Annotated in this window: 24 protein-coding genes; 7 read left to right on the top strand and 17 right to left on the bottom strand. The window is 62.6% G+C overall.

Annotation, left to right across the window (positions count from 1 at the left end; all coding sequences use genetic code 11):
* Position 1 precedes the first annotated feature (1 nt).
* Positions 2-709: a DUF1223 domain-containing protein gene (locus tag MHM97_RS03735; RefSeq protein WP_239319609.1), complete on the bottom strand. Its 708-nt coding sequence runs from the start codon at positions 707-709 to the stop codon at positions 2-4.
* A gap of 217 nt (positions 710-926) precedes the next feature.
* Between MHM97_RS03735 and acnA the strand changes: the two genes are divergently transcribed.
* The 3 genes from acnA to MHM97_RS03720 all read left to right on the top strand — a co-directional run bounded on the left by acnA (position 927) and on the right by MHM97_RS03720 (position 4,954).
* Entirely contained in the window at positions 927-3,674 is a 2,748-nt protein-coding gene (gene acnA / locus MHM97_RS03730) for an aconitate hydratase AcnA (protein WP_239319608.1), read from the top strand.
* Positions 3,675-3,813: 139 nt separating this feature from the next.
* A complete protein-coding gene (locus tag MHM97_RS03725; protein ID WP_239319607.1) occupies positions 3,814-4,161 on the top strand; it encodes an antibiotic biosynthesis monooxygenase in 348 nt (115 codons plus the stop codon).
* An 88-nt stretch (positions 4,162-4,249) separates the two neighbouring features.
* Positions 4,250-4,954, top strand: a complete 705-nt coding sequence (locus tag MHM97_RS03720) for an SDR family NAD(P)-dependent oxidoreductase (RefSeq protein ID WP_239319605.1) — start codon at positions 4,250-4,252, stop codon at positions 4,952-4,954.
* A gap of 6 nt (positions 4,955-4,960) precedes the next feature.
* Here MHM97_RS03720 and MHM97_RS03715 read toward each other — a convergent pair whose 3' ends face one another.
* Positions 4,961-5,581: an NAD(P)-dependent oxidoreductase gene (locus MHM97_RS03715; RefSeq protein ID WP_239319604.1), complete on the bottom strand. Its 621-nt coding sequence runs from the start codon at positions 5,579-5,581 to the stop codon at positions 4,961-4,963.
* A gap of 105 nt (positions 5,582-5,686) precedes the next feature.
* Here MHM97_RS03715 and MHM97_RS03710 point away from each other — a divergent pair, with 105 nt between their 5' ends.
* Entirely contained in the window at positions 5,687-6,058 is a 372-nt protein-coding gene (locus MHM97_RS03710; RefSeq protein WP_239319603.1) for a winged helix-turn-helix transcriptional regulator, read from the top strand.
* Between the two features lie 27 nt (positions 6,059-6,085).
* On the opposite strand, the gene MHM97_RS03705 is transcribed toward MHM97_RS03710, so the two are convergent.
* The 9 genes from MHM97_RS03705 to yajC all read right to left on the bottom strand — a co-directional run bounded on the left by MHM97_RS03705 (position 6,086) and on the right by yajC (position 12,394).
* On the bottom strand, positions 6,086-6,622 hold the full coding sequence (locus MHM97_RS03705; protein WP_239319602.1) for a DsbE family thiol:disulfide interchange protein: 537 nt from the start codon (positions 6,620-6,622) through the stop codon (positions 6,086-6,088).
* On the bottom strand, positions 6,615-6,770 hold the full coding sequence (gene ccmD, locus MHM97_RS03700; RefSeq protein ID WP_239319601.1) for a heme exporter protein CcmD: 156 nt from the start codon (positions 6,768-6,770) through the stop codon (positions 6,615-6,617). Before ccmD ends, MHM97_RS03705 begins: the two co-directional genes overlap by 8 nt.
* Positions 6,763-7,497, bottom strand: a complete 735-nt coding sequence (locus MHM97_RS03695; RefSeq protein WP_239319600.1) for a heme ABC transporter permease — start codon at positions 7,495-7,497, stop codon at positions 6,763-6,765. Before MHM97_RS03695 ends, ccmD begins: the two co-directional genes overlap by 8 nt.
* Before the next feature lie 44 nt (positions 7,498-7,541).
* Positions 7,542-8,198 (bottom strand): heme exporter protein CcmB, encoded by a 657-nt coding sequence (gene ccmB, locus MHM97_RS03690; protein WP_239319598.1) that lies wholly within the window; start codon positions 8,196-8,198, stop codon positions 7,542-7,544.
* Positions 8,195-8,809 (bottom strand): heme ABC exporter ATP-binding protein CcmA, encoded by a 615-nt coding sequence (gene ccmA, locus MHM97_RS03685; RefSeq protein WP_239319596.1) that lies wholly within the window; start codon positions 8,807-8,809, stop codon positions 8,195-8,197. The genes ccmB and ccmA overlap by 4 nt, the downstream gene beginning before the upstream one ends.
* An 87-nt stretch (positions 8,810-8,896) precedes the next feature.
* The gene (locus tag MHM97_RS03680; RefSeq protein WP_239319594.1) at positions 8,897-9,250 is read right to left on the bottom strand and encodes an Mth938-like domain-containing protein; all 354 of its coding nucleotides are present in this window, start codon (positions 9,248-9,250) and stop codon (positions 8,897-8,899) included.
* Positions 9,251-9,438: 188 nt separating this feature from the next.
* Positions 9,439-10,407, bottom strand: a complete 969-nt coding sequence (secF, locus tag MHM97_RS03675; RefSeq protein ID WP_239319592.1) for a protein translocase subunit SecF — start codon at positions 10,405-10,407, stop codon at positions 9,439-9,441.
* A gap of 3 nt (positions 10,408-10,410) precedes the next feature.
* On the bottom strand, positions 10,411-12,075 hold the full coding sequence (secD, locus tag MHM97_RS03670) for a protein translocase subunit SecD (protein WP_239319590.1): 1,665 nt from the start codon (positions 12,073-12,075) through the stop codon (positions 10,411-10,413).
* A 34-nt stretch (positions 12,076-12,109) separates the two neighbouring features.
* Entirely contained in the window at positions 12,110-12,394 is a 285-nt protein-coding gene (gene yajC, locus MHM97_RS03665) for a preprotein translocase subunit YajC (protein WP_239319588.1), read from the bottom strand.
* 255 nt (positions 12,395-12,649) lie between these two features.
* On the opposite strand from yajC, the gene serS reads away from it, so the two are divergent.
* Positions 12,650-13,942, top strand: a complete 1,293-nt coding sequence (gene serS, locus MHM97_RS03660) for a serine--tRNA ligase (protein ID WP_239319586.1) — start codon at positions 12,650-12,652, stop codon at positions 13,940-13,942.
* Between the two features lie 103 nt (positions 13,943-14,045).
* Here the strand turns inward: serS and MHM97_RS03655 are convergent, their stop codons facing one another.
* From MHM97_RS03655 to MHM97_RS03630, 6 genes are all read right to left on the bottom strand, one after another.
* A complete protein-coding gene (locus MHM97_RS03655; RefSeq protein WP_239319584.1) occupies positions 14,046-14,726 on the bottom strand; it encodes a helix-hairpin-helix domain-containing protein in 681 nt (226 codons plus the stop codon).
* Positions 14,727-14,836: 110 nt separating this feature from the next.
* Complete coding sequence (locus MHM97_RS03650; RefSeq protein WP_239319583.1) at positions 14,837-15,790, bottom strand: fatty acid desaturase; 954 nt, start codon at positions 15,788-15,790, stop codon at positions 14,837-14,839.
* A gap of 172 nt (positions 15,791-15,962) precedes the next feature.
* The gene (locus tag MHM97_RS03645; RefSeq protein ID WP_239319575.1) at positions 15,963-16,613 is read right to left on the bottom strand and encodes a MarC family protein; all 651 of its coding nucleotides are present in this window, start codon (positions 16,611-16,613) and stop codon (positions 15,963-15,965) included.
* 40 nt (positions 16,614-16,653) lie between these two features.
* A complete protein-coding gene (gene der / locus MHM97_RS03640; protein ID WP_239319573.1) occupies positions 16,654-18,132 on the bottom strand; it encodes a ribosome biogenesis GTPase Der in 1,479 nt (492 codons plus the stop codon).
* Between the two features lie 193 nt (positions 18,133-18,325).
* Positions 18,326-19,648, bottom strand: coding sequence for a PQQ-like beta-propeller repeat protein (locus MHM97_RS03635; protein WP_239319571.1), 1,323 nt, complete (start codon positions 19,646-19,648; stop codon positions 18,326-18,328).
* 70 nt (positions 19,649-19,718) lie between these two features.
* A complete protein-coding gene (locus tag MHM97_RS03630) occupies positions 19,719-20,393 on the bottom strand; it encodes a hypothetical protein (protein WP_239319570.1) in 675 nt (224 codons plus the stop codon).
* Positions 20,394-20,746: 353 nt separating this feature from the next.
* Here MHM97_RS03630 and MHM97_RS03625 point away from each other — a divergent pair, with 353 nt between their 5' ends.
* Both MHM97_RS03625 and MHM97_RS03620 read left to right on the top strand, forming a co-directional pair.
* Positions 20,747-22,012 carry an efflux RND transporter periplasmic adaptor subunit gene (locus MHM97_RS03625; protein WP_239319567.1) on the top strand — a complete coding sequence of 422 codons (1,266 nt, stop codon included), beginning with the start codon at positions 20,747-20,749 and terminating at the stop codon, positions 22,010-22,012.
* A complete protein-coding gene (locus tag MHM97_RS03620) occupies positions 22,009-25,791 on the top strand; it encodes an efflux RND transporter permease subunit (RefSeq protein ID WP_239319565.1) in 3,783 nt (1,260 codons plus the stop codon). Before MHM97_RS03625 ends, MHM97_RS03620 begins: the two co-directional genes overlap by 4 nt.
* The last annotated feature ends 7 nt before the right edge of the window (positions 25,792-25,798 follow it).

Here is a 25,798-nt window from a genome sequence, read left to right as displayed (position 1 = left end):
GTCACTCGACCCGCGCCGCCGCCAGGATCGGGCCATAGGGCCATTCCTGCACCAACACCGCCGCCGGCAGATCCTCCGCAAGCGTTACCGAGAGTTCCAGCGGCGCCGCGCCATCCCAATCCGCCAGCACCTGGTGGCGTTCCACCACATTGGCGTAATCAATGCTGTGACCGGCAAGCTCGCCCCGTTTGATGTCCACCCGGCGCATCGGCATATATTGCACCAGCTGCACCCGCAGATCCTCGGCAACCCCGTCCGGCAGTTGCGGCAGCGACACCGTCAGCGTCCGCCCGTCCAGCGCGACCGACAGCTTTGCGCGTGGCTTGTGGCCGAGGTAGTTCTCCATGGCCTCCGCCAATTGCATGGCATCGGCGCCAACCACATCCTCGCGCCCCATGATGATCATCTGCGGCGTGTAGATCATGTTCCTCTCGCCCACATGCGCATAGCCGCGCTGCCGGTCCGTATGAGCGGGATCTGCAAAAATATCGCGCCAACCGATATAGTCCCAGTAATCAACGTGATAGGCCAATGCCAGCACGTCCTCGCGCTGCGCCAGACGCTGCAACAGCTCATCCGCCGGCGGACAGGAGGAACAACCCTGCGAGGTATAGAGTTCCACAACAACAGGCGATGGATCTGCCGCAACCGGTGGCGTGACAGCGCAAACTGCCGCAAAAATCAGAGAGGAAAGCGAAATAAGCCGCATGAGTCGCCCGTAAGATTGTTAGGATTAAGGGTGTAAGCGCCCCGCTCATCAATGGCCAATCAATCATTCTTGAGAGCCGGCGCCAAAACACACCAAAACAGTGTACTATGGTATACAATTTTTCGCCATGCAGCCTATATCCTATTGAATGAAGCACCTGCATGATGCAGATACATCGCAGCGAAGTCCCTATTTGTCATTTTTGAGGGAGGCCAATATGCCCATCACCGTCGGACAGGACACAGCCAAGACCCGTAGGACGCTCAGCGTCAACGGCGCGTCTATCTCCTATTATTCCATCCCGGCAGCCACCGAAGCGGGGCTTGGTGATTTCACCAAACTGCCTGCCGCGCTCAAGGTCGTGCTGGAAAACCTGCTGCGGTTCGAGGATGGCGGGTTTTCCGTCTCCACGGATGACATCAAGGCCTTTGGCGACTGGGCCAAGAATGGCGGCAAGAACCCGCGCGAGATCGCCTATCGCCCGGCCCGCGTGCTGATGCAGGATTTCACCGGCGTGCCCGCGGTGGTCGATCTCGCCGCGATGCGCGACGGGATCAAGAACCTCGGCGGTGACGCCAACAAGATCAACCCGCTGGTGCCCGTCGATCTGGTCATCGACCACTCGGTGATGATTGACGAATTCGGCAACCCGCGCGCCTTCCAGATGAACGTGGACCGCGAATACGAGCGCAACATGGAGCGCTACCAGTTCCTGAAATGGGGTCAGACCGCGTTTGAGAACTTCCGCGTGGTGCCCCCGGGCACCGGCATCTGTCACCAGGTGAACCTGGAATACCTGGCCCAGACCGTCTGGTCGGACAAGGATCAGAACGGCGAGGACGTCGCCTATCCCGACACGCTTGTGGGCACCGACAGCCACACCACCATGGTCAATGGTGCTGCCGTTCTGGGCTGGGGCGTCGGCGGGATCGAGGCCGAGGCCGCGATGCTGGGTCAGCCGATCTCCATGCTGATCCCAGAGGTTGTGGGCTTTGAGCTGACCGGCGAGATGGTCGAAGGCACAACCGGCACCGACCTTGTGCTGAAGGTGGTGGAGATGCTGCGCGAGCTGGGCGTGGTGGGTAAATTCGTCGAATTCTACGGCTCGGGTCTGGACAATCTGCCGCTGGCGGATCGCGCGACCATTGCCAATATGGCACCCGAATACGGCGCCACCTGCGGCTTCTTCCCGATCGACAATGAGACCATTCGCTACCTGCGCAACACCGGCCGCGACGAGGACCGCATCGCGCTGGTCGAGGCCTATGCCAAGGAAAACGGGTTCTGGCGCGATGAGAACTACGCGCCGATCTACACCGACACGCTGAGCCTCGACATGGGCACCATCGTGCCTGCGATCTCCGGCCCGAAACGGCCGCAGGATTATGTGGCGCTGGACGCCGCCGCGCCTGCGTTCAAGAAAGTGGTGTCGGACTATCGCGGCGTCGATGCCTCTGCCGACGCCACCGACATGGCGTCCGAAGGCCCTGCCCCGACCGCGCCCGCAGATCCCTGCAAATCGCACCCCGTCGAGGGCGAGGAGTTCGAACTGCGTGACGGCTCGGTCGTGATCGCCTCGATCACCTCCTGCACCAACACCTCGAACCCCTATGTGATGATCGGGGCCGGTCTGGTGGCGAAAAAGGCGCATGAGCTGGGCCTGAACCGCAAGCCCTGGGTCAAAACCTCGCTCGCACCCGGCTCGCAGGTCGTCTCTCACTATCTGGAGGCCGCAGGGCTGCAAGAGCATCTGGATGCGATCGGGTTCAACCTCGTGGGCTATGGCTGCACCACCTGTATCGGCAACTCCGGCCCGATCCAGAAAGAGTTCTCCGAGGCGATTGCCGAGGGCGATCTGGTCGCCACCTCGGTGTTGTCCGGTAACCGTAACTTTGAGGGCCGCATCAGCCCGGATGTGCGGGCCAACTACCTCGCCTCGCCGCCGCTGGTGGTGGCCTACGCGCTGGCGGGCGACATGAATGTCGATCTCGCCAACGATCCGCTGGGACAGGACAAGGACGGCAATGACGTCTACCTGAAGGACATCTGGCCCACCCAGAAGGAGATCGCCGATCTGGTCGAGGCCACCGTGACCCGCGAGGCGTTCCAGTCCAAATACGCCGACGTCTTCAAGGGCGACGAGAAATGGCAGGGCGTGGAGACCACCGAGGCCGAAACCTACGACTGGCCCGCCGCCTCGACCTATATCCAGAACCCGCCCTATTTCCAGGGCATGGGCGCGGAGCCGGGCACCATTCAGGACGTCGTCGGTGCCAAGCCTTTGTTGATCCTTGGCGATATGGTCACCACCGACCACATCTCTCCGGCGGGCTCTTTTGCGACCACGACGCCGGCGGGCAAATATCTGCTGGACCGTCAGGTGCAGCCGCGCGAGTTCAACTCCTATGGCTCGCGTCGCGGCAACCACGAGATCATGATGCGCGGCACCTTCGCCAATATCCGCATCAAAAACGAGATGCTCGACGGTGTCGAAGGCGGCTATACCAAAGGCCCCGATGGCCAGCAGACCTCGGTCTATGAGGCGTCGATGGCGCATCAGGAGGCGGGCACCCCGCTGGTGGTGTTTGGTGGCGAGCAATACGGTGCGGGTTCCTCGCGTGACTGGGCGGCCAAGGGCACCGCGCTCCTGGGCGTGAAGGCGGTGATTGCTGAGAGCTTTGAGCGCATCCACCGGTCCAACCTCGTCGGGATGGGCGTCATTCCGTTTGAGTTCACCGGCGGTGACACACGCAAATCGCTCAAGCTCACCGGCGATGAAACGGTCGACATTCGCGGGCTGGAAACGGTCAAACCGCTGCAAGAGGTCGACTGCGATATCACTTATGGCGATGGCACCAAGACCACCATCACCCTCAAGTGCCGCATCGATACCGCGCCGGAAATCGAATACATCGAAAACGGTGGCGTGCTGCATTACGTGCTGCGCAGACTTGCAAAAAGCTGATCGCACCATCTTTTAACATTGTGGAAAGGGCGGCACAGTTGGCCGCCCTTTTTCGCTTTGTTGCAATTGGTAATACTCAGATAACCAAAAGCCACCTATGCTCTCCCTATAAATAGCGAGGCGAACGCGAGGCGTCACAATGATCGCAGTCATAACGAAATACTACCCGCTCCGGGACAAGTTCGACGAGGTGCTCGACTGTGCCGCGGCTCTCGCCCGTGACGAGTCCGGGCGGCGCGTTGGCTGCTATGAAACGCGGCTCTTTGCAGCGCGCGAAAGCGGCGAAATCAAGTCGATCAGCCTCTGGCACAGCCAGCAGGTGTTTGAGGACTATCTTGATGCTGTGGTGTCCGGCGATGACCTGATGGAGTTCCAGTCCACCTACCTGCGCCGCGAAATCGACACGCAAGTCTATGAAACGGTCGACACCGAACTCTCCGCGTCTCTGGCCTCCGACATGGCGCCTGAGTGTCGGACCGGCACCTGATCAGCGCTTCTGCGCCGGGTCCCGGATCGGGGTCTTGCACAAGCCGGGCGCGTGGCGTTGTCTGACCGCATCCAGTTCCGGAGGTTTCATGCGACGCACCGTCCTCGTCACCGGCGGCACCTATGGTCTCGGCCGGGCCATTTCCGCCGAACTTGCCCGCGATCACAATATCCTGCGGTCCTATCGCAAGACCGCGCCGGGTGATGATCTGGAGGCCCAGGACAATGTTGTCTCCTGCCCCTGCGACCTTTTGCAAGACGGCAGTGCCGAGGATCTGGTGGCACGCGCCCTGGATCAATTCGGCCGCATCGATGTCATCGTGAACAATGCGGGGCTGGTTCAGAGCACCCCGAAAGAAAGCTTTGATGCCGATGCGCACCAAAACGCGTTCGCGCTGAATGCGATCGCGCCGCAGGCCCTGCTGACGGCAGCGCTGCCACATCTGCGCGCAGGTGCCGCGATCGTCAGTATTTCCTCGGTGAATGCGGTGCTGCCGCCGCAGGGCGCGGCCAGCTATGGCGCCAGCAAGGCCGCGCTCAATCTCTGGACCAAAGCGATGGCAAAAGAACTCGGCCCGCAGGGCATCCGCGTCAATGCGGTGGCGCCGGGGGCGATCAACGTTCCCGAAGCGCCCCGGTCCGACGAGTTGACGCAACTGTTTGTCAAGGACACCGCCCTTGGACGCCCCGGCACGCCGGAAGACATCGCAAAGGCGGTGCGTTTTCTGGCCTCGGACGAGGCCAGCTTCATCACCGGTGAGATCCTGACCGTCGCGGGCGGCTACCGGCTCTGAGCATCGTCAGTACGCCGCGTGAAAGATCTGGCGGCTGTGCTGCGGGGTTTCGACCTCATCCAGCAGGGCCACGGCAAAATCCTCTGCCGAAATACGGCTGTTGCCCTCTTCGTCCGTCATGAACTGCCGGCCACCAAGGCGGAATGTGCCGGTGCGTTCACCGGGTTCGATCAGCCCGGCCGGTGCCATCACCGTGTAGTTCAGATCGCTGGCAGCGATCTTTTCATAGGCCTGGCGCATGCCCTGCGCTTCGCTGCGGTAGGCCTCTGGCACCACATCCGCCACCGGGCTTCCGTCGGGCAGGTTGAGCGATCCGGCTCCGCCCACGACCACGACACGGTTCTGCCCCAGCGCCGCAATCAGAGCATCCGCATAGGCGTTGGATTCCGCGATCGCATCGCCGGTGCTGCGCGGGCTGACGGCGGTAATGGTCACATCCGCAGCCTCCGCCTGCGCCGCAAGCGCCGCGGTATCCTCCAGCGCCACCTGCACGGCGGTGACACCGTCCCGGAGGGCTGAGGTCTCGGGGCTGCGGCTGCCGATGGTGACATCGTGACCGCGCGACAGGGCTTCGGTTACGATCCGGCTGCCGATCATGCCGGTGCCGCCTAGAACAAAGAGCTTCATCTGGTCTCTCCAAATTGATAGTTACTGATAAGAACTACCTAAGTGCAGAGAACCGCGCCCGGAATACGCATGTTTTGGGCACATAGTTACCTGAAAGGAACCGCCATGGGACGTCGTCGCGCTGTGGACTACGATTGCGCCGTCCGGGATGTGCTGGACCGCATCGGAGATGCATGGTCCGTTCTGGTCATCCTTGAACTGTCCAAAGGCCCGTGTCGTTTCAATGCCTTGCGCAGGGTTATTGATGCGATCTCGCAACGCATGCTGTCGGTGACGCTGCGCAATCTGGAACGCGACGGGCTGGTCGCGCGTCAGGTTCTGGACCTGTCCCCGCCGCAGGTGGAATACAGCCTGACCGCGCGCGGCCACTCCCTGCACGCTGCGATTGGCCAGTTGGCGCAATGGGCCGAACACAATCAGCCGGGCATCCGCGCTTCCCGCGCCTCTTATGACGCGCGAGAGGCCGTGACCTCTTGATTTGCAGCCATGATGGAAGGGCCGCGCCTATTGCGCCGCCTTTTCCATCGCCGGGCGAATGGTCTCTTCCAGCACCCGGCTGGTGATCGGCCCGGCAAAGCGCATTACGATGGTGCCCTCGCCGTCAATCACATAGGTTTCCGGCACACCGTACAGCCCCCAGTCCAGCGCCATACGGCCCTGCTCGTCCCGGCCGACTGCGGCGTAAGGGTCGCCAAGTTCCTCAAGGAAGCTCTGCGCGTTGCCCAGCTGATCCTTGTAGTTCACCCCGTAAATCGGCACGCCCTCTTCCGAGAGCGCCGTGAGGCTGGGGTGTTCGGCGCGGCACGGGCCACACCAGCTGGCCCAATAGTTCACCAGCTTGACCTCACCATCGCGCAGTGTGGCGTCGTCGAAACTCTCTTTGCCAGGGAACACGCTCAGCGCCACCGGCGGGGCGGTTTTGCCTTCGCGCGCCGAGGGCAGGCTTTCGGGATCTTCACGTCCCATCCCCACGAGGGCGAGGCCCACAAAGGCTGCAAACACCACGACAGGAATAGCCATCATCGGCGAGATTTTAGCCATTCTGGCGCATCCTTTCCTCAACCTGTTTCAGGTCTGCCCGCACCTTTGCGCCGCGCATCAAGGTCATCACCAAGAGCGCCAGCAACAGCAGCAGCGATACCCCATACGCGGACAGCACGGTGTCGGCATATTTCCCCAGATCAGGCATCCATCATCCTTTCCCGCGCGATCAGTGCAGACATCCGGCGCGCACGAATCTCGGTGCCGGTGCGATAGAGCACCAGCGCTATAAACAACAAGCCAAACCCGGCCATGCAGGCATAAAGCGGAAAGGCAAAAACGTCCGCGACGTTCTCTTCCTTATCAAGCGACAGCGATGCCCCCTGATGCAGGCCCTGGTTCCAGAAATTGACCGCATAACGCGACAGGACAGCAAAGACCGACCCCACCAGGCAGAGGATCGAGGTCAGATCCGCGGCGGTATCGGGATTATCAATCGCCTCCCACAGCGCGATATAGCCAAGGTAGAACAGGAACAGCACGAGGAACGAGGTAAGCCGCGGATCCCACGCCCACCAGGTGCCCCACATCGGCTGGCCCCAGATCGCGCCGGTGATCAGCGCAATCAGCGTCATCACCACGCCCACGGGCGCAGCGGCCTTGGCGGCCAGCGCGCTCACATGATGACGGCGGATCACCCAGATCAGCGAGGCCACCAGCATCATGAACCATGCATTGATCGCCATCAGCGCGGCGGGCACATGCAGGTAGATGATCTTGACGGTAGAGCCCTGCCGGTAGTCATCCGGCGTGAAGAAAAAACCCCAGATCAACCCGCCCACAATACAGGCGCCCGCTGCCACCCAGAGGGCTGGCAACACGCGCGCGCTGGTGCGCAGGAACTTCTTCGGATTGGCATATTCCCAGATCGACATGGTGGCTATCTAGCTCTTGTTTGCGGTCATCACAATCACCGCCATCAGCGCAAATTGACGCGCAGCACAGCAGCGGAGGCAAAGGGCAAAAGGGCGATGGTGCCAAGGGTAATCCCGGCCAACATCAACAGGGGCGTTTCCACGCTCATACCTGTGGCCCCCCGGCGGGCGACTTCGGCGCCAAAAATCAAGGTCGGCACATAAAGCGGCATCACCAATAGCGACAACAGCAATCCGCCACGTTTCAGCCCCACGGTCAGCGCCGCGCCAAAGGTGCCAACCACCGACAGGGCCGGGGTGCCAATCAAAAGCGACAGCGTGATCCAGAGGTAGCCGCCAGCAGGCAGGTTCAACAGCACGCCCAGCACAGGCGCGGCCAGAACCAACGGCAGCCCGGTGGTCAGCCAATGCGCCAGCGCCTTGACGCTCAACACGCCTTCGAGCGGCAGGGGTGCAGTGGCCAGCAAATCGAGCGAGCCATCCTCCCAATCCAGCGCCAGGAGGCGATCCAGCGACAACAGGCACGCCAACAAGGCTCCAAGCCACAGAATCCCCGGCGCAATCAGCGACAGCGTGTCAGAGTTCGGCCCGACCGAGAACGGCACCATCACCGTCACGATCAAAAAGAACGCAAGACCCAAGCCAAAGCCGCCCCCGGCGCGAAAGGCCAGCCGCAAATCCCGAACCAGCAGCGCGATCACAAGAAGCCCCCCGCGTCATCTGCATCAAAGGCCGGAAGCTTTGCCTTGAACGGGGCAAGGTCCAGAACACGCCCCTCGATCCCGAGGTCGATATGGGTCGCCATGATCGCCGCTCCGCCCGCCGCCAGATGGGTGCGAATGGTCGCGGCAAACAGCTGAACGGAGGCTGCATCCAAACTGACGGTGGGTTCATCCAAAATCCACAGCCGCCGCCCCGTGACCATCAGCCGCGCCAGAGACAGGCGGCGCTTTTGCCCCGCCGACAGCCCCCCGGCCGGACGGTCCCGCAGCGTGGCCAGATCAAAAGCCGCGATCGCAGCGTCAGGGTCGCCGCCCCCAAACACCCGCGCCCAGAAGGCGAGGTTTTCATCCACCGTCAGCGTCAACTTCAACCCGTCCGCATGGGCCGCATAGGCGATGTCCTCGCTGTCTCCAAGGATCTCACCCGCCAAGGGGGGTTGCAGGCGCGCGAGCGTGCGCAACAGCGTGGTCTTGCCAATCCCGTTGGGACCGCGCAACACCAGCGCCTCGCCCGGCGAAAGCGTGAATTGCACCCCAGATAGCACCGGCATCCCGCCCCGGCTTACGCCCAGATCCCTGACCTCAATCATGTTTGTTCCGATGTATTGTTCTTCTGGCCCAACGCCTTATCACGGCTCAGCAAAAGCAGTGATCGACCCGTACCGCCTTGCGCCAGATCAAACCGGCAGCGCTGCCAGCGCAATGCGGCGGCCTTCGGACAACAGCACATTATAGGTACGGCAGGCAGCGGGGGAGTTCATCACCTCGACGCCCAATCCCGCCTCTTCCAGCACCTGACGCAGATCGCCGGGAATATGCGCAATTTCCGCGCCGGTGCCGATGAACAGCACATCCACCTCGCCAACCAACGCCAGCAAGGGCGCTTGATCCGTGAACCCGCCCCAGCTGGAGGTGCCCTTGGCCCCGGTCAGGATGGCGCCGTCCCTGACCTCACCACCGACACGAAAGAAGCCGGGACCATACCCGTCGATCGGAACGGCGTCGGAATAGACCACTTCATTGAGGCGCATGGGAGACTCCTTGCTGAGGTTTACCGAGGTGAATACCACGCCGGCCACGGCGCTGAAACCGGCAAGTGCGGATGCGAGGCTCTGCCTCGCGCTCCAAGTTTTTTGGGAAAAGATGAAACCCTCTCATACCCCAGAACGCAAACAGCCGCAGCACCAGGCCGCGGCTGTCTCTGTCGCATGAGGCCCAATCAGGCGTCGATATTGGCGAATTGATTGCCGGTGGTGTCGTTGTTCTTGGTCCAGTCGCGCTTCACCCCAAGCCACAACAGGATGGTGGAGGCCACGAAGATCGACGAATAGGTCCCGACCACAACGCCCCAGATCATCGCAAAGACAAACCCGCGGATCACGTCGCCGCCCAGAACATAGAGCGAGATCAGCGCCAGCAGCGTTGTCACAGAGGTCATCATGGTCCGGCTCAGGGTCTCGTTGATCGAGATGTTCAGGACCTCGGCCAGTGGCTTTTGCTTGTAGCGGCGCAGGTTCTCCCGCACCCGGTCAAACACCACCACGGTATCGTTCAGCGAATAGCCGACGATGGTCAGAAGGGCCGCGATGATCGCGAGGTCGAACTTGATCTGCAATTCGGAGAAGACACCGATGGTCAGGATCACGTCGTGTACCAGTGCGGCCACAGCACCAAGGGCGAACTGCCATTCGAACCGCAGCCAGATGTAGATCAGCACCGCGCCGATCGCCAGCGCCACCGCAATGACCGCGGTCTGCACCAGCTCTCCCGAGACCTTGGGGCCGACGCTTTCAACCGAGATGAACTTGATCCCGGGCGCAACCGCATCGAGCGCCGCCTGCACATCCGCAATCACGGCGCTGGACAGGGCTTCGCCATCCTCCTGCGCCTCGATACGGATCATCGCCACGTGCTGGTCTTCGTCAAAGGTCGGGTCGAACACCTCGGTGATGCTGATGTCGCCCAGCTCCAGCGGGGCAATGGCATCGCGGTAGACCCCGATATCGAGATCCTGCGTCGCCTCGGTGCGGATCGTGGTGCCGCCCCGGAAGTCGATGCCGAAGTTCAGCCCCTGCAGTGCAAAGGAGGCAAAGCCGATCACCACCATCAATGCAGAGATGCCGAGCCAGACTTTCCACAGCCTGAAGAAATCAAAGGAGGTCCCTTCGGGTACCAGTTTCAAGCGCATCGGTTACACCTCGATGGTTTTGGGACGGCGACGTTCGAACCACATCACGATGATCAGCCGGGTGACGAAAATCGCGGTGAATACCGAGGTCAGAATGCCGAGGCCAAGGGTAATGGCAAAGCCACGCACCGGGCCGGAGCCCATGGCAAAGAGGATCACGGCGGTGATGAAGGTGGTGATATTGGCATCCACGATCGCCGAGAGCGCCTTGGAATAGCCCTCGTCGATGGCCTTGGCGGGTCCCCGCCCTGCCTTCAGCTCTTCGCGGATCCGCTCGAAGATCAGCACGTTGGCATCCACCGCCATACCCACCGTCAGAACGATACCGGCAATCCCCGGCAGGGTCAGCGTGCCGCCGATCAGGCTCAGCGCGCCAAAGATCAGGGCGATGTTCAGGATCAGCGCCACATTGGCAAAGACACCAAACATCCCATAGCTCAGCACCATGAACACCAGCACGCCCGCAAAGGCGACAACCGTGGCCACCTTGCCGGCATCAATGCTGTCCTGGCCAAGCTCCGGGCCGATGGTGCGCTCTTCGAGGAACTGCAACTCCGCCGGCAGCGCACCGGCGCGCAGCAGGACCGCCAGCTGGGTGCTGTCCTCCACGGTGAAGTTGCCGGTGATGATGCCGGAGCCACCGGGGATGTGAGAGCGGATCACCGGGGCGGAGATCACCTCGTCATCGAGGACAATGGCAAAGGGCGCGCCGATGTTCTGGGCGGTATAGTCGCCGAATTTACGCGCACCGGCGGTGTTGAAGCGGAAATTGACCGCAGGCTGGCCGTTCTGGTCAAAGGCGGGCTGTGCGTCGACCAGTTCCTCGCCGGTGACCACAGGCGCGGATTCCACCGTGTAGTAGGTGCCCGGCTCGTCGATCGACGGAATCACCTTGTTGCCAATACCGGCCGCCTCGTCGGGGTCAGAGCCACGGCTGACCACCGGATTGAAGGTCAACTGCGCAGTGGTGCCGATGATCTCTTTCAGCTCGGCCGCGGACCCGATGCCCGGCACCTGGATGAGGATCCGGTCGCTGCCCTGACGCTGAATGGTCGGCTCACGGGTGCCGACCTCGTCAATCCGGCGGCGGATGATTTCAAGCGACTGGCGCACGGTACGATCATCGGAGGCGAGTTTTTCCTCATCCGAGAGCGCGATGGTGATCACATCCCCCTGCCCGCTGACGGTGATGTCGGTGGCCCCCGCCCCGGTGAGCGAGGTCACCGGATTGGCCAGACCGCGCACCAGTTCCAGCGCCCGGTTCATGCCCGCTGCATCCGACAGGCGGAGGCGAATCTGATCCGCTGGCGCCTCGGGGATGCGGCGGAAGGTGCCAATGGTGCCCCGTTCATCGCGCAGGGTGTTGCGGACCTCGGGCCAGAGCGCATCCATCCGTGCGGCATAGACATCGCTGACCTGTACTTCGGCCAGCAGATGTGCGCCGCCGCGCAGGTCGAGACCGAGGTTCACAAGCCCCGAGGGCATCCACTCGGGCCATTGCCCGGCCACGGCCAGACGTTCAGGCGTTTCGCCCTCGACCTCTATCGCGGCCCAGGCGTCATTGGATTGTTCCACACGGGTGTAGAACGCATTGGGCAGGGCAGCCAAAAGGCCGGCCACGCAGACCAGCCAGATGAGCACCCTCTTCCAGGTATCGATTTGCAGCATTACCCTGCCTTTTCAGTAGCGTGCGAGGCGAGGCTCAGGATGCGGGCTCGGTCTTGTTCAGCACCTGCGCGATGGTGGATTTGACCACGCGAACCTTGACACCCTCGGCGATCTCGACCTCGATTTCGCCATCTTCCTTGACCTTGGCCACCTTGCCGATCACGCCGCCCTGGGTGACGACCTGATCGCCACGGCGCAGGGCCTCGACCATATTCTGATGCTGCTTCATCTTCTTCTGCTGCGGACGGATGAGCAGGAAGTACATGATCGCAAAGATCAGGATCAGCGGGATAAACTGGGCGATTGCGCCACCTTCCATGGGGTATTTCCTTCTGTCTTTGGGGGTCGCGTCAGCGCCCGGATTTTGCGTGGAACCTATGCGGTGCATTGGGGCATTGCAAGGCGCGGAGGACGCGATCCGGCGGGCTTTCATCACGCAAAGCACGCTTTTCGCGCCTCAATGCCACAGCTGCGGCTACAAGACCCCCTTGCCGGGCGCTGCCCCCTTCCCCTTCTCCCCCTGCTCGGGCATAGCTAACGGCACTGATTCAAACTGCATCATAGGAGCAGACCCATGCATGACATCCGTGCAATCCGCGAGAACCCGGCCGCATTTGACGCCGCCCTGGCCCGTCGTGGAGAGTCTGCCCTGTCCTCTCAGGTGCTGGAGCTGGACGAGGCCCGTCGCGCCAAGATCCTCGCGGCGGAAACCGCGCAGGCCGATCAGAACAAAGCCGCCAAAGCGATCGGCGCCGCAAAGGCCAAAGGCGATGAAGCGGAGTTTGAACGCCTGCGGGCCGAGGTGGCCGACAAAAAGGCCGAAGTCGCCACCATGCAGGCCGAGGCCAAGGAGCTGGACGCCAAGCTCACCGATATGCTGGCGCGCATCCCCAACAGCCCGGCCGAGGACGTGCCCGAAGGCGCAGACGAGGACGACAATGTCGAGGTGAAGCGCTGGGGCGATGTGCCTGCGTTCGATTTTGAACCCAAGGAGCATTTCGAGATCGCAGGCGTCGCCAAGGCGATGGATTTCGAGACCGCCGCCAAGATCTCCGGCGCGCGTTTTGTGGTGCTCAAAGGTGCCGTGGCCCGCATCCACCGCGCATTGGCGCAATTCATGGTCGACACCCATGTGGACGAAAACGGCCTCACCGAGGTGAACTCGCCCGTATTGGTGCGGGACGAGGCGATGTATGGCACAGATAAACTGCCGAAATTCGGTGACGACAGCTATCAGACCACCAACGGCTGGTGGCTGGTGCCCACCTCCGAGGTGCCGCTGACCTACTCGGCTGCCGGTGACGTCATCGACGAAAGCGCGCTGCCGATCCGCTATACCGCGCATACGCTGTGTTTCCGGTCGGAAGCCGGATCGGCCGGCAAGGACACCTCCGGCATGCTGCGTCAGCACCAGTTCGAAAAGGTCGAGATGGTGTCGATCGTGCATCCGGACACCTCTGACGATGAGCAAAAGCGCATGTTGGGCTGTGCCGAAGGCATCCTCGAGAAACTCGGCATCCCCTATCGCACCGTGGTGCTCTGTACCGGCGATATGGGCTTTGGCGCGCGCCGCACTTTCGACATCGAAGCCTGGGTGCCCGGCCAGAACACCTATCGCGAGATTTCTTCGGTCTCGACCACCGGTGACTTCCAGGCCCGCCGCATGAACGCGCGCTTCAAGCCCGCCGATGGCGGCAAGCCTGAGTTTTTGCACACGCTGAATGGCTCTGGCCTTGCGGTCGGGCGTTGCCTCATTGCGGTGCTGGAAAACGGCCAGCAGGCCGATGGCTCGGTCAAACTGCCCGCGGCGCTGGCGCCCTATCTTGGCGGCAAGTCGACCCTGACGGCAGAGGGTACACTGGCCTAAGGGCCAGAGGCCCGGCACCCACGCAAACCATACAGAAAAACCGGCGCCCGAAGGTGCCGGTTTTTTACGAGATGCAAAAAGAAAACGACGCCAGGCCCTGACGTTACTTGTCTTTCTTGCTCTTCTTGTCTTTCTTCTTTTTCTTCGGATCGGCCTTGTCGGAGAGGATTTTCTTCGCCTTGACCTTTTCCTTGGCGATCTCCTTCTTGGCCTTGTTCTTTTCCTTTTTGGCCTTTGATTTCGCCTTGGCCTTGGCGGCGGCGAATTCGGCCATCAGGGCCTTTGCCTTCTTGGCGGCTTTTGCGGCCTTGGCTTCGGCCTTTGCCGCCTTGGCCTCCGCGGCAAGGCGTGCGGCCTCGGCAGCGGCGACGGCACTGTCGACCCCCTCGCGCCCCTGCTCGGCAGCGGTATCAACCCCGGACTTCACCGTCTCGGCGGCCTCGGTTGCGGCGGTTTTAGCAGCCGCCACGGTTTCCGGTTTCACCGCAGGTGTCCGGACGGTCCGTGGTTTGCGCGGGCTGGCGGGTTTGGCCGCACCGCGCGAGGCGGCGGTACCGGATTTTGCCGCTGGCGCTGCCTGTGTGTCAGCGGTTGGCGCCGCCGCCCCGAGGAGTTCCGCCGATGCGGCCTTCATCTTGGCAATCCGACTGGAGCCGAGCCCGGGTATCTTGCTGAGTTCCGCATCCGAACGGCGCGACAGATCCTCGACAGATTTGATGCCATGATCCTGGAGCAGCTTTGCCAGCGCGGGCCCCACACCGGGGAGTTTCAATATCGGGGTCATAGGTGGGTTCGGCCTCCAAGAAAAAACGTTTCCTTCGGATCAAGAGGTTAGCGGCGTCTTCCCATCATGTCCAACCCATCGTTTGCCCCCGTGTGGAGAACGGCGACAGGTCAGCTGGGAAACGGCACGAGACGTTTTTGATCCTCGTCCCACAGCTTCAACCCCAGCGCCCGCAGGGCCTCGACAAACTTGATCCGACGCGGCGCCATGTCCTCGGGCAGGTTGTAGTGGCACTGACGTAGCCGATAACTGGGGATGCGAGCGTTGAAATGGTGGATGTCATGCAGGGTGATATTGGCCACGGCAAAATCGAAGAACCAGCCAAAATCCAGACAGGACGACCCCTGCAAGGCGGCCACGCGGGGATCAAGCTCCGGTCGGCGATCCCAATAGGTGTCCTCGAAATTATGCTGCAGATAGACCAGAAACACCCCGATCATGCCGCCCAGGAAAGAAAACCCAAGCCAGATCAGCAACCCCTCGCTGCCCGCCACCAGATACAGCAGATAGAGCCACGCCACGATGGCCAGATTGTGCAACAGCACCGGCATCACCCCGAATTCGAGCGTATTCTTCGGCCAGCGATAGCGGATGAAATAGGTGAAGGCCGCCCCCAGCGGCACCAGCACAAAAGGATTGCGATAGAGCCGATATTGCAGCCGCTCCCAGAACCCCGCCCGTGCCCATTCCGCCACCGTCATGGTGTGAATTTCACCGGTTTCGCGGTGCTCCAGATTGCCGACATTGGCATGGTGCAGGTTGTGGTTCTGCTTCATCACCTCAAACGGGGCAAAGGTGAAGGGCGAGAGCCCATGCCCGGCCCATTCGTTCTGGGAACGGGTCTCGAACAGCGAATGGTGGCCGGTGTCATGTTGCAGCACGTACAGCCGCACCGCGCAAAAGGCAAAAACGATGCCCGCGGGCCACATGACAAACCACAGGTGGGAATAGGAAATCGCCAGATACAGCGTCGTGAAATAGACCGCAAATGTGCCAAAATAGCTCAACGCGGCAAGCCGGTTGTCTTTTTGCGTGTACTGGCGTGTGTAGGCTCTCAGATCCATGTCTGACCCCATAAATACGCTCTGTGACGCCTGCGTGACGGCAGGCTGGTGGTGAAAATGCACCCTGCTCAGTTAATATGTATACGCTCTAAGACAAGAGGCCGCAGCGGAAAAATGCCCGCCGCGCAGGTGTTTGCCACACAGGTACACGCCAAAGTTGCACAGCCTGTGGTCAGACGGGTGCAGCGGACAATGCCAGAACGCCCATCTGTTCGAGCCCCTGCAACACCGCATCCACCGCGACCGTCGCCAGGATCAGCCCCATGACCCGGCTGATGACGCTCACCCCGGTCTGACCGATCCAGCGCTGGATCTTGCTGGCCAGCAGAAGCAGCACGAAGGTGACGACCAGGACCAGCGCCAGAACACCGGCGGTCATGGCCTGTTCCACGATACCTGTCGAATGGTTGTCGGTCAGGATCACCACCGCGAGGATCGCCCCGGGAGAGGCGATCGACGGGATCGCCAGCGGGAACACCGCCCCCGACAGGTCTTCGCTCTCGGCTTCCTTGATTTCGCTGGCGGCCTTGGTCTCGCCAAAGATCATGCTGAGCGCAAAGAGGAACAGCACAATGCCGCCGGCAATCTGAAACGCGCCGAGACGCAGCCCGATGCCCTCGAGGATGATCTGCCCCAGCACCAGAAACAACCCGAGCACCAGCGCGGACACCAAGACCGCCCGCAGCGCAAAGGACCGGTGCAGCCGCTGCGGCACCGCGGCAGTGGCAAACAGAAAGACGGGAATGCTGCCAACCGGGTCGATCACCACAAAAAGCGTGATGAATTCCCGGATCAGGTCCTGAATGCCAAAGGGCCAGGTCATGTGGCGCGGTCTCCTGTTAGTGGTGCCGCGCCAGCCGGGATCAGCTCTTGCGACCGTCGAGATGTTTACGCAGGCGCGACGGGGTCGCTTTCTTCTTGCCCTTGTAGGGATTCTTGTCGCCCTGCCCCCGCAGGGTCAAGCGGATCGGCGTGCCCGGCATGTCAAAATCATCGCGCAACCCGTTGATCAGATACCGATTGTAGCTCTCGGGCATCTTGTCCGGGTGCGAACACATCACCACGAATCCGGGCGGCCGGGTCTTGGCCTGCGTCATGTAGCGCAGCTTGATCCGCTTGCCTTGGGGGGCGGGCGGCGGGTGCTGTTCCAGCATGCCCGCAAGCCAGCGGTTCAGGGCCGCTGTCGGCACCCGGCGGTTCCAGACATCATGGGCGCGCATGATTGCGTCATGCAGGCGCTCCAGCCCCCGCCCGGTCTTGGCCGACACCGTGATCAGCGGCGCGCCGCGCAATTGCGGCAACAGCCGCTCGAAGGCTTCCTTGAGCGCCTTGAGCTTGTCCTGCTTCTCGTCCTCGATGTCCCATTTGTTGACCGCGATCACCACCGCACGCCCCTCGCGCGCGGCTAGGTCGGCAATGCGCAGATCCTGCTGTTCAAACGGGATCGCAGCATCCAGCAGCACCACCACGACCTCGGCAAATTTCACCGCCCGCAGACCGTCCGAGACCGAGAGCTTCTCGATCTTTTCCTGGACCTTGGCCTTCTTGCGCATGCCGGCGGTGTCAAAGATCCGCATGGGTGTTCCGGACCAGTCGATCTTGAGACTGATGGCGTCACGGGTGATCCCTGCCTCCGGTCCGGTCAGCAGACGGTCTTCGCCGAGGATCTTGTTGATGAGGGTCGACTTGCCCGCATTGGGCCGCCCCACGACCGCCACCTGAAGCGGTTTTTCCATTGTCGGAACAGGTGTTGCGGCGATCTCTTCACCCGCGTTGAAGTCCGCGTCCGCATCTTCGTCCAACAGGACATCCGTGAGGGGAGCGGTCTCTTCGGCCAGTTTCTCAAACTTCTCCGACACCGGGAGGAGTTCCGAATAAAGGTCGTTCATGCCTTCGCCATGTTCACCGGACATGCGGATCGGCTCGCCAAGCCCCAGCCCATAGGCCTCCAGCACGCCTGCATCGGCGGCGGAGCCCTCGGATTTGTTGGCGGCCAGGATCACATGCGCCGATTTCTTGCGCAGGATCTCGGCAAAGATCTCATCCGTCGGGGTCACGCCGACGCGCGCATCGATCATGAACAGGCAGACATCCGCCATTTCCACCGCCCGTTCGGTCAAGCGCCGCATGCGGCCCTCGAGACTGTTGTCGGTGGCGTCCTCCAGACCGGCGCTGTCGATCACCGTGAACCGCAGGTCGCCCAGCCGCGCCTCGCCCTCGCGCAGGTCGCGCGTGACACCGGGCTGGTCGTCGACCAGCGCCAGTTTCTTGCCGACAAGACGGTTGAACAAGGTGGACTTGCCCACATTCGGGCGCCCCACAATGGCGAGCGTAAAGGACATGGCTCCGGACTTTCCGTGATTGGTGAACCGCGCGGATACCCTATCTTTGGCCCGCACGCCAGTAAATAAATTCGCGGTCTCCGGAGCTCTGCCTCCCGGATGTCGTCAGGTCTGCCAGTCAGAGCGGAGCGCTCCCGCCCCCTCGCGATGCGCAAAGCGCAGCGCAACACCTCACTGTTGCAGCGTCAACAGGTTAGCGAAACGCCGCAAGTTCACCGTCCGACGTCACCACGTAGAGCGTGCCGTTGGCGACGACCGGCTCTGTCGAAGCGCCCCCTTTGACCTCGATACTGCGGTTGAGGCTGCCGTCCACCGGATCAAAGAACCGCAGGCGGCCGTCATTGGAGGCTACCACCAATTGCCCGCCCGCTAAGATCGGACCATGATGCGCCACGATTTCGGCACGCTTGCGCGGCTTGTCCTTGACGTAACCCGGCAGGTCCACCGACCAGATGGCTGTGCCATCATTGGCTCCAAGACGCATCAACCTGTTGCGGTCACTCACAAAGAACACGCTGCCGCCGGCCACCCAGAGGGGGCCGAAGGTGCCCTCAAACGCTGTCCAGAGCCGTTCGCCGGAGTTCACGTCAAAGGCCGCTGTACGTCCCGAATGGTTGCCCACATAGACACGATTGCCATCCAGGAAGGGCGCGCCGGTGACATCGCTGATCTGCGAAATCGCGCTGCCGGTGCGCGCGCCGGAAACCGATGCGATCCAGCGGCGGAACCCGCCGCGCCGGAAGGTCCCGATCAGATCGCCGGAGCCGAAGGCAAAGACCGAAATCTCCGGCCCGACCACGGGCGCCGGAGCGCCGAGGATGTTCGACGCACTGGGGCTGGCTTCCAACTGCCAGGCAATGCGGCCATCCTTGGTATCAATGACCCAGGCGGTGTCATCACCCGCCACAAGATACAGCAGCCCATCGCGAATCGTCGGGTTGCCGGATCCGGTGGCGCCCAACTCCTGACGCCAGATCTGCTGGCCGGTCTCCGCATCCAGCGCGGTCAGAATGCCAAACCCGGAGGACACATAGACAACACCGCCCGCATAGGCGATGCCGCCCCCGGTGGCGTCGCCCTCGCCATCGCTGGACGGCAGGATCGCGCGTTGCCACAGAACCGCACCCGCAGGCGATACTGCGGACACCTGAGAGGAGGCATCCAGCGTGTAGATGCGACCACCGCCAACGACCGGCGCTGCGGTGATGCGCTGCTTGCGGCTGTCGCCGCTGCCGATGTTGGTGCTCCAGACCAGGGCGGGCGCCGCAGACAGCGCCGCATGGGTGGTCCGGGTTGCCGCCTGCCCCGGGCTCTGGGTCCAGGAGGAATTATTGACCGCACGCGGCAGGGAAATCGCCCGCGCCTGGTTTTCAACCTCGCCGCTCTGTCCGCCGCGGATATCTTCGCGCGGGCCGCGCAGGATTTCCTCCGGTTCGGCGCATCCCAACAGGAGCGCCGCAATCGCCGTTGCCATTACACTTGCACGGAGGCCAAAGCCACCTGGAGTTGCCGTCATCACCCTGCCCCTGTCATCATTCCTGGGTCATTTCTTCCGGATCTCGTCACCACTCGAACCAGAGCGGCGCTTACCCGTCCCCGTCCTGCGCATCCGCCTCGGGCGATCCGCCGAGAGCCACAATCACTTGAGACACCCGCTCTTGCAAGTCCCGGGACACGCCGACCGAAGCAGAGATCTCCTGCAGACGGGCAAGCGCTGCCGTGGTGTCACCGGCCTCGATGTCCAGCAAGGCCAGCTGTTCGGCTGCCAGATACTGCAAGGTACCACCCGGGGCAGCGAGTGCCTCCAGGCGCAGGCGGCGATCCTGTGCCGACATGGTATCCGCCTGCAGCAGAACCGATTTGAAGGCCGCAATATCGCGATAGACCTGGGGCAGATCCCCATTGGTCGCGATCCCGTCCAGCAGCACGACCGCCTCTTGCGGGCTTCCGGCGTCGACGCGTGCGGCTGCTTCGGCCATATCGACTACGGCCTGCGCGCCCGCGCTGCCCGCCTCGATCTGCGCCAGACCATCGGCCCGGGCCGCTGCCGCATCCGCCGAGAGGGCCGCCGTCATCGCGTCCCCTACGTCCTGCGCCTGGCTGCGCGCCTGCGCCTGGCTGTATTCGCGCCAAGCGGCGCCGCCCACGATCAGGATCACCACAACCGCGCCGATCCAGCCGTAGCGCTTGAACAGCAGGAACAAACGGTCGCGGCGGACCTCTTCCGTCACCTCATCGATGAAACTGTCGGTATCGCTCATGAAACGGCCTCTGTCCCTGATGCCCCCAAGGGGCGAAATTTCTTCCTGACGATGTGTCATAGCCTGTGCACTCAGACAAGCCAAGTCCTGTGCACAAGAGCACAAAACCTGCCATTTGCCGGTGCGAAACGGCTCGATCAGGGAGAATTTTCACTCATTCGCGTCATTTTGCGTGACAAGAGCAATCTGAACCATTTTGTTTGCCGCCGGGACCGCTTAGACCTGAGCCCGGATCAAGGGCCCCGGCGCACGTGTTTCGGAAAACCATTACACTGTGACCTGCTTCACAGTGTGACGTGGCGAAACGGGGTTATACTCACAAAAACGTGTTCAATCTGGAGACGACGTTTAACATGCGCATTATTCCCCCTCTGACCGCCCTGGTCGTGACCGCAAGCCTTTATGCCGTGGTCATGGAGCGCGACAGCCTGTTGGCCTTCGCCCGCGGCGAGGACACGACGGACATGGAAGCGGCCGACTCCGCTGCCGAGGCGGCGCAGACCGCGCTCGCGGATGCAGGGCCCGATGCTACGGCAGACGGCCCGCCGCAAGTGGCGGTGGTTGCCGTGCACAGCACGGCCCGCGCCATCGACAACGCGGTGGTGCTGCGTGGCCAGACCCGTGCCCTGCGCGAGGTCAACGTCATGGCTGAAACCACCTCGACAGTGATCTCCGATCCGCTGCGCAAGGGAGCGACGGTGGACCGCGGCGATGTGCTGTGTGAACTGGACCCCGGCACCCGCCCGGCCTCGTTGCAGGAGGCGCGCGCGCGCCTCGCCGAAGCCCGCGCCAAAATGCCAGAAGCCGAAGCCCGCCTGGAAGAAGCCCATGCGGTGCTGGAAGAGGCGCGCATCAACCTCACCGCGGCACAGAAGCTTTCGGAAGGGGGCTATGCCTCTGAAACCCGCCTGGCCTCTGCCAAGGCGGCCGAGCGCACCGCACAGGCGGCGATCGCCTCAGCCGAAGGCGGGCTCGAATCCACCCGCGCCGGGATCGAATCCGCCGTGGCCGCCGTGGCCGCCGCGGAAAAGGAGATGGATCGCCTGGTGCTGCACGCGCCGTTCAATGGTATACTCGAATCCGATACCGCCGAGGTCGGCAGCCTGCTGCAGCCGGGCACCCTCTGCGCCACCGTGATCCAGCTCGATACCATCAAACTGGTGGGATATGTGCCGGAAACCGCGATCAACCGGGTCTCGCTGGGGGCGCGGGCCGGTGCGCGACTGGCAACCGGCCAGCAGGTCACCGGCGAGGTGTCCTTCATCAGCCGCTCAGCGGATGAAACCACCCGTACATTCGAGGTGGAGGTCACCGTGCCCAACCCTGACCTGAGCATTCGCGATGGCCAGACCGCAGAAATCGCCATCGCCGCCGAAGGCGCCAAGGCCCATCAATTGCCGCAATCGGCGCTGACACTGAACAACGAGGGGCAACTGGGCGTGCGCGTGGTCCGTGCAGATCGCACCGCCGGTTTTGTTCCGGTGACGCTGTTGCGGGATGAGGCCGCTGGCGTCTGGCTCGACGGTCTGCCGGAACAGGCGGATGTGATTGTTGTTGGACAGGATTTTGTCACCGAAGGGGTGGCCCTGAACCCAACGTACCGGGAGGCAAGTGAATGATCGGCGTCGTCAACTGGGCTGCAGATCGTGCCAGGATGGTCCTGGCCTTTATCGCGATTTCCCTGCTGGTCGGGGGCTTTGCCTATGTCAGCCTGCCCAAGGAAGGCGAGCCTGACATTGAAATCCCCGCCCTGTTCATTTCGGTGCCCTTCCCCGGCATTTCCGCCGAGGATTCGGAAACGCTGCTGGTCAAGGTAATGGAAACCGAACTGGCGGATCTGGACGGCCTGGACAAGATGTCGGCCACTGCGGCCGAAGGCTATGCCGGCGTCGCGCTGGAGTTTGAATTCGGCTGGGACAAGACCGCTGTCATGGCCGACGTCCGCGACGCGATGGATGCCGCCGAGGCGGAGTTTCCCGAGGGCGCCGAGAAATACGCCATCCACGAGATCAACTTCTCCGAATTCCCGATCGTCATCGTGAACATGTCGGGTCCGGTGCCCGAACGCACCATGGCCCGGCTGGCCAAGGATTTGCAGGACGACATCGAAGCGCTGGATGCGGTGCTCGAGGCTGGTATCGCGGGCAATCGCGACGAAATGGTCGAGGTGCTGATCGACCCGCTCAAGCTTGAATCCTACAATGTCACCGCGGTCGAGCTGATCTCGGTGGTGCAGAACAACAACCAGCTGATCGCCGCCGGCGAAGTGGAGAGCGATCAGGGCACCTTTTCGGTGAAGATCCCGTCTTCCTTTGACAGCGTCGAGGACATCTACGGCCTGCCGGTCAAGACCAACGGCGACCGGGTGGTGACCCTTGGGGAACTGGCGCAGATCAACTTCACCTTCGAGGATCGCCAGGGCACCGCGCGGTTCAACGGCAATGAGACCGTCGCCCTCCAGATCGTCAAGCGCAAGGGCTTCAACCTGATCGATACCGTCGATCTGGTAAAGGAAACCCTGGCCGAAGCGCAGGCCAAATGGCCGCCGGAGTTGCAGGCGGCGATCGAGATCGGCACCTCCAACGACCAGAGCCGGGTTGTCGGCTCCATGGTGAGCCAGCTTGAAGGGTCGGTGCTGACCGCGGTGGCGCTGGTGATGATCGTCGTGCTTGCGGCGCTTGGCAGCCGGGCTGCGCTGCTGGTGGGCTTTGCCATTCCGACCTCGTTCCTGCTGTGCTTTGCCTTCCTGGCGCTGATGGGCATTTCGATTTCCAACATCGTCATGTTCGGCCTGATCCTCGCGGTGGGGATGCTGGTCGACGGCGCCATCGTGGTGGTGGAATATGCCGACAAGCGCATTTCCGAAGGCACCGGCCCGATGCACGCCTATGTGGAGGCGGCGCAGCGCATGTTCTGGCCGGTGGTTTCTTCCACCGCGACGACGCTTTGTGCCTTCTTGCCGATGCTGTTCTGGCCCGGGGTGCCGGGCGAGTTCATGGGCATGCTGCCGGTGACGCTGATCTTCGTCTTGTCCGCATCGCTTGTGGTTGCGCTGATCTACCTGCCGGTGATGGGCGGTGTGACGGGCCGCATGAGCCGCGCCTTTGGCAACGCCTCTGACGCGCTGCGCCACCACCTGCCATGGGTGGTCCGGGCCGCATTGGTGCCGCTGGCGATCTGGGGCATGTTCGTGGGGGCGATGCAGCTTCTGAACCCGGCCTATCTGTTTGCAAATGGCGCGGGCCTGTTTGCCACGCTTGTGGGGGTCGCGATCTTTTTGCTGTCCGCCGTCGCCGCCTCTGTCACCCTCGGGGCAGCGGAGTTGCAGCATCGCGAGCGCCGGGTCGAGGCCGGCCATCGCCTTGGCGGTTTTGGTTGGTTCATCAAGCTGATCGTCGGCAACCCGGTGATGCCGGTGGTGACGCTTGTGGTCGTGGGTTTTGGCATCATGACGGTGTTTGGCCTGTTCCAGACCAACAACCACGGCGTCGAGTTCTTTGTCGAAAGCGAACCGGAGCAGGCCACCGCCTATGTCCGGGCGCGCGGTAACCTGTCGCTGCATGAAAAGGACGAAATGGTCCGCGCCACCGAAGACATGATCATGCGCCATCCGGCGGTCATCAATGTGTTCTCCTTTGCCGGTGAGGGCGGTCTGAACACCGATGCCTCCGGCGCGAGCACGCCGCCCGACACCATCGGCCAGGTCCAGTTCGAGATCATCCCCTGGGAGGATCGCCCGACAAAAACCGAGCCGGTCTTTGGGGGCTTGTTCGAGCGGGAAGTCACCGCGGATGAATTCGATGGCGACACGGTGCTCGAAGAGCTGACCGGTCTGACCGACACGCTGCCGGGCTTTGAGGTGGAGATCAAGGCGCTCGAGGGCGGGCCGGCCTCCGGCAAACCGGTTCACCTGCGCATCAAGGGTGACGATTGGGAACCGCTGCGCGCAGCCACCGATGCCGCCCGCACCAAGTTCGAGGACACGCCGGGCCTGACCCTCATCGAAGACAGCCTGCCCCTGCCCGGGATCGACTGGGAAATCGACGTGGATGTGGCCAAGGCCGGCCGCTACGGCGCTGATGTGGCAACCGTTGGCGCGATGGTGCAGCTGGTCACCCGCGGCATCCTGCTAGACACCATGCGCGTCGACAGCTCCGACGAGGAAATCGAAATCCGCCTGCGCCTGCCGGAGCAGCAGCGGGTGCTGTCGACCCTCGACACGCTGAAGCTGCGCACCGAGGAAGGGCTGGTGCCGCTGTCCAACTTCGTGACCCGAAAACCGGTTCCGAAACTGGCGGAGATCTCGCGCGTTGAACAGCAACGGTATTTCGATGTGAAGGCGGATGTGGAACCGGGCCTGAACCGGATCATGGGCACGGATGCCGATGGAGAGGCCATCTCGCTGGCGGTGGTCAAACAGGTGACAGAGGGGCAAACCGCCTCTGACCAGGCCATCACCCTGCCAAGCGGTGCCAAGGCGGAGATCCAGTCCCTGACCGGCGCTGCATCCGCTGACACGCTGCGCGAAGCGATTGCTGACGGCGAGACCAGCATCGTTCCGATCAACTCCAACGAACGGATTGCGGAGCTGACCAAATGGCTGGAAACCGAACCCTTTGACGCCTCCATCGACTGGGAGTGGACCGGCGATCAGGAGGAACAGGAGGAATCCGGTGCCTTCCTGATGCGGGCCTTTGCCGGGGCGCTCGGGCTGATGTTCGTGATCCTGCTGGCGCAGTTCAACAGTTTCTACAACTCGGTTCTGGTGCTGCTGGCGGTGGTGCTGTCCACCACCGGGGTGCTGATCGGGATGATGGTGATGCAGCAGCCGTTCTCCATCATCATGACCGGCACCGGTATCGTGGCGCTGGCGGGGATTGTGGTGAACAACAATATCGTCCTGATTGATACCTATCAGGAATTCAGTCAGCACATGCCCCGAATCGAGGCCATCATCCGCACCGCGGAGGCCCGCATCCGGCCGGTGCTTCTGACCACGATCACCACCATGGCCGGTCTTGCACCGATGATGTTCGGGGTCAGCCTGGACTTCTTTGGCGGCGGCTACTCGATCGACAGCCCCACCGCCCTGTGGTGGAAACAGCTGGCCACTGCCGTGGTGTTTGGTCTGGGTGTGGCGACGGTTCTGACACTGGTCGTGACCCCCTCCCTGCTGGCGATGCGGATCTGGTTCAGCACCTATATGGCCGCCCTCGGCCGTCTGGTCGCCCGCCTGACGGGCGGACAGGGCAGCCGCGTGGCCCGGGATACGGTGCTGAGCCGCAAGGCACGCCACCTGCCAATGACGGAGGTGCACTGGACTGACGATGAACCGCAGGACGCAACGGATGAGCCGTCCGCGGCGGCGGGGTCAGCCTCCTTGAAGGCTGCCGAATAGCGGCGCG

Origin of the sequence: Epibacterium sp. Ofav1-8 (assembly GCF_022348185.1) — a bacterium.
GTDB lineage: Bacteria > Pseudomonadota > Alphaproteobacteria > Rhodobacterales > Rhodobacteraceae > Epibacterium.
This window is presented reverse-complemented; position numbering and strand designations above follow the sequence as displayed.

Bases quoted from the DNA above. Each gene is read 5' to 3' on its own strand.
- secD (WP_239319590.1), bottom strand. From the start codon at position 12,075: ATGCTGCAAATCGATACCTGGAAGAGGGTGCTCATCTGGCTGGTCTGC.
- MHM97_RS03655 (WP_239319584.1), bottom strand. From the start codon at position 14,726: ATGACCCCGATATTGAAACTCCCCGGTGTGGGGCCCGCGCTGGCAAAG.
- MHM97_RS03635 (WP_239319571.1), bottom strand. From the start codon at position 19,648: ATGACGGCAACTCCAGGTGGCTTTGGCCTCCGTGCAAGTGTAATGGCA.
- MHM97_RS03715 (WP_239319604.1), bottom strand. From the start codon at position 5,581: ATGAAGCTCTTTGTTCTAGGCGGCACCGGCATGATCGGCAGCCGGATC.
- secF (WP_239319592.1), bottom strand. From the start codon at position 10,407: ATGCGCTTGAAACTGGTACCCGAAGGGACCTCCTTTGATTTCTTCAGG.
- acnA (WP_239319608.1), top strand. From the start codon at position 927: ATGCCCATCACCGTCGGACAGGACACAGCCAAGACCCGTAGGACGCTC.
- MHM97_RS03650 (WP_239319583.1), bottom strand. From the start codon at position 15,790: ATGGATCTGAGAGCCTACACACGCCAGTACACGCAAAAAGACAACCGG.
- ccmD (WP_239319601.1), bottom strand. From the start codon at position 6,770: ATGCCTGATCTGGGGAAATATGCCGACACCGTGCTGTCCGCGTATGGG.
- MHM97_RS03705 (WP_239319602.1), bottom strand. From the start codon at position 6,622: ATGGCTAAAATCTCGCCGATGATGGCTATTCCTGTCGTGGTGTTTGCA.
- der (WP_239319573.1), bottom strand. From the start codon at position 18,132: ATGTCCTTTACGCTCGCCATTGTGGGGCGCCCGAATGTGGGCAAGTCC.
- MHM97_RS03735 (WP_239319609.1), bottom strand. From the start codon at position 709: ATGCGGCTTATTTCGCTTTCCTCTCTGATTTTTGCGGCAGTTTGCGCT.
- ccmA (WP_239319596.1), bottom strand. From the start codon at position 8,809: ATGATTGAGGTCAGGGATCTGGGCGTAAGCCGGGGCGGGATGCCGGTG.
- MHM97_RS03695 (WP_239319600.1), bottom strand. From the start codon at position 7,497: ATGTCGATCTGGGAATATGCCAATCCGAAGAAGTTCCTGCGCACCAGC.
- serS (WP_239319586.1), top strand. From the start codon at position 12,650: ATGCATGACATCCGTGCAATCCGCGAGAACCCGGCCGCATTTGACGCC.
- yajC (WP_239319588.1), bottom strand. From the start codon at position 12,394: ATGGAAGGTGGCGCAATCGCCCAGTTTATCCCGCTGATCCTGATCTTT.
- MHM97_RS03720 (WP_239319605.1), top strand. From the start codon at position 4,250: ATGCGACGCACCGTCCTCGTCACCGGCGGCACCTATGGTCTCGGCCGG.
- MHM97_RS03680 (WP_239319594.1), bottom strand. From the start codon at position 9,250: ATGCGCCTCAATGAAGTGGTCTATTCCGACGCCGTTCCGATCGACGGG.
- MHM97_RS03725 (WP_239319607.1), top strand. From the start codon at position 3,814: ATGATCGCAGTCATAACGAAATACTACCCGCTCCGGGACAAGTTCGAC.
- MHM97_RS03630 (WP_239319570.1), bottom strand. From the start codon at position 20,393: ATGAGCGATACCGACAGTTTCATCGATGAGGTGACGGAAGAGGTCCGC.
- MHM97_RS03645 (WP_239319575.1), bottom strand. From the start codon at position 16,613: ATGACCTGGCCCTTTGGCATTCAGGACCTGATCCGGGAATTCATCACG.
- MHM97_RS03625 (WP_239319567.1), top strand. From the start codon at position 20,747: ATGCGCATTATTCCCCCTCTGACCGCCCTGGTCGTGACCGCAAGCCTT.
- MHM97_RS03620 (WP_239319565.1), top strand. From the start codon at position 22,009: ATGATCGGCGTCGTCAACTGGGCTGCAGATCGTGCCAGGATGGTCCTG.
- MHM97_RS03710 (WP_239319603.1), top strand. From the start codon at position 5,687: ATGGGACGTCGTCGCGCTGTGGACTACGATTGCGCCGTCCGGGATGTG.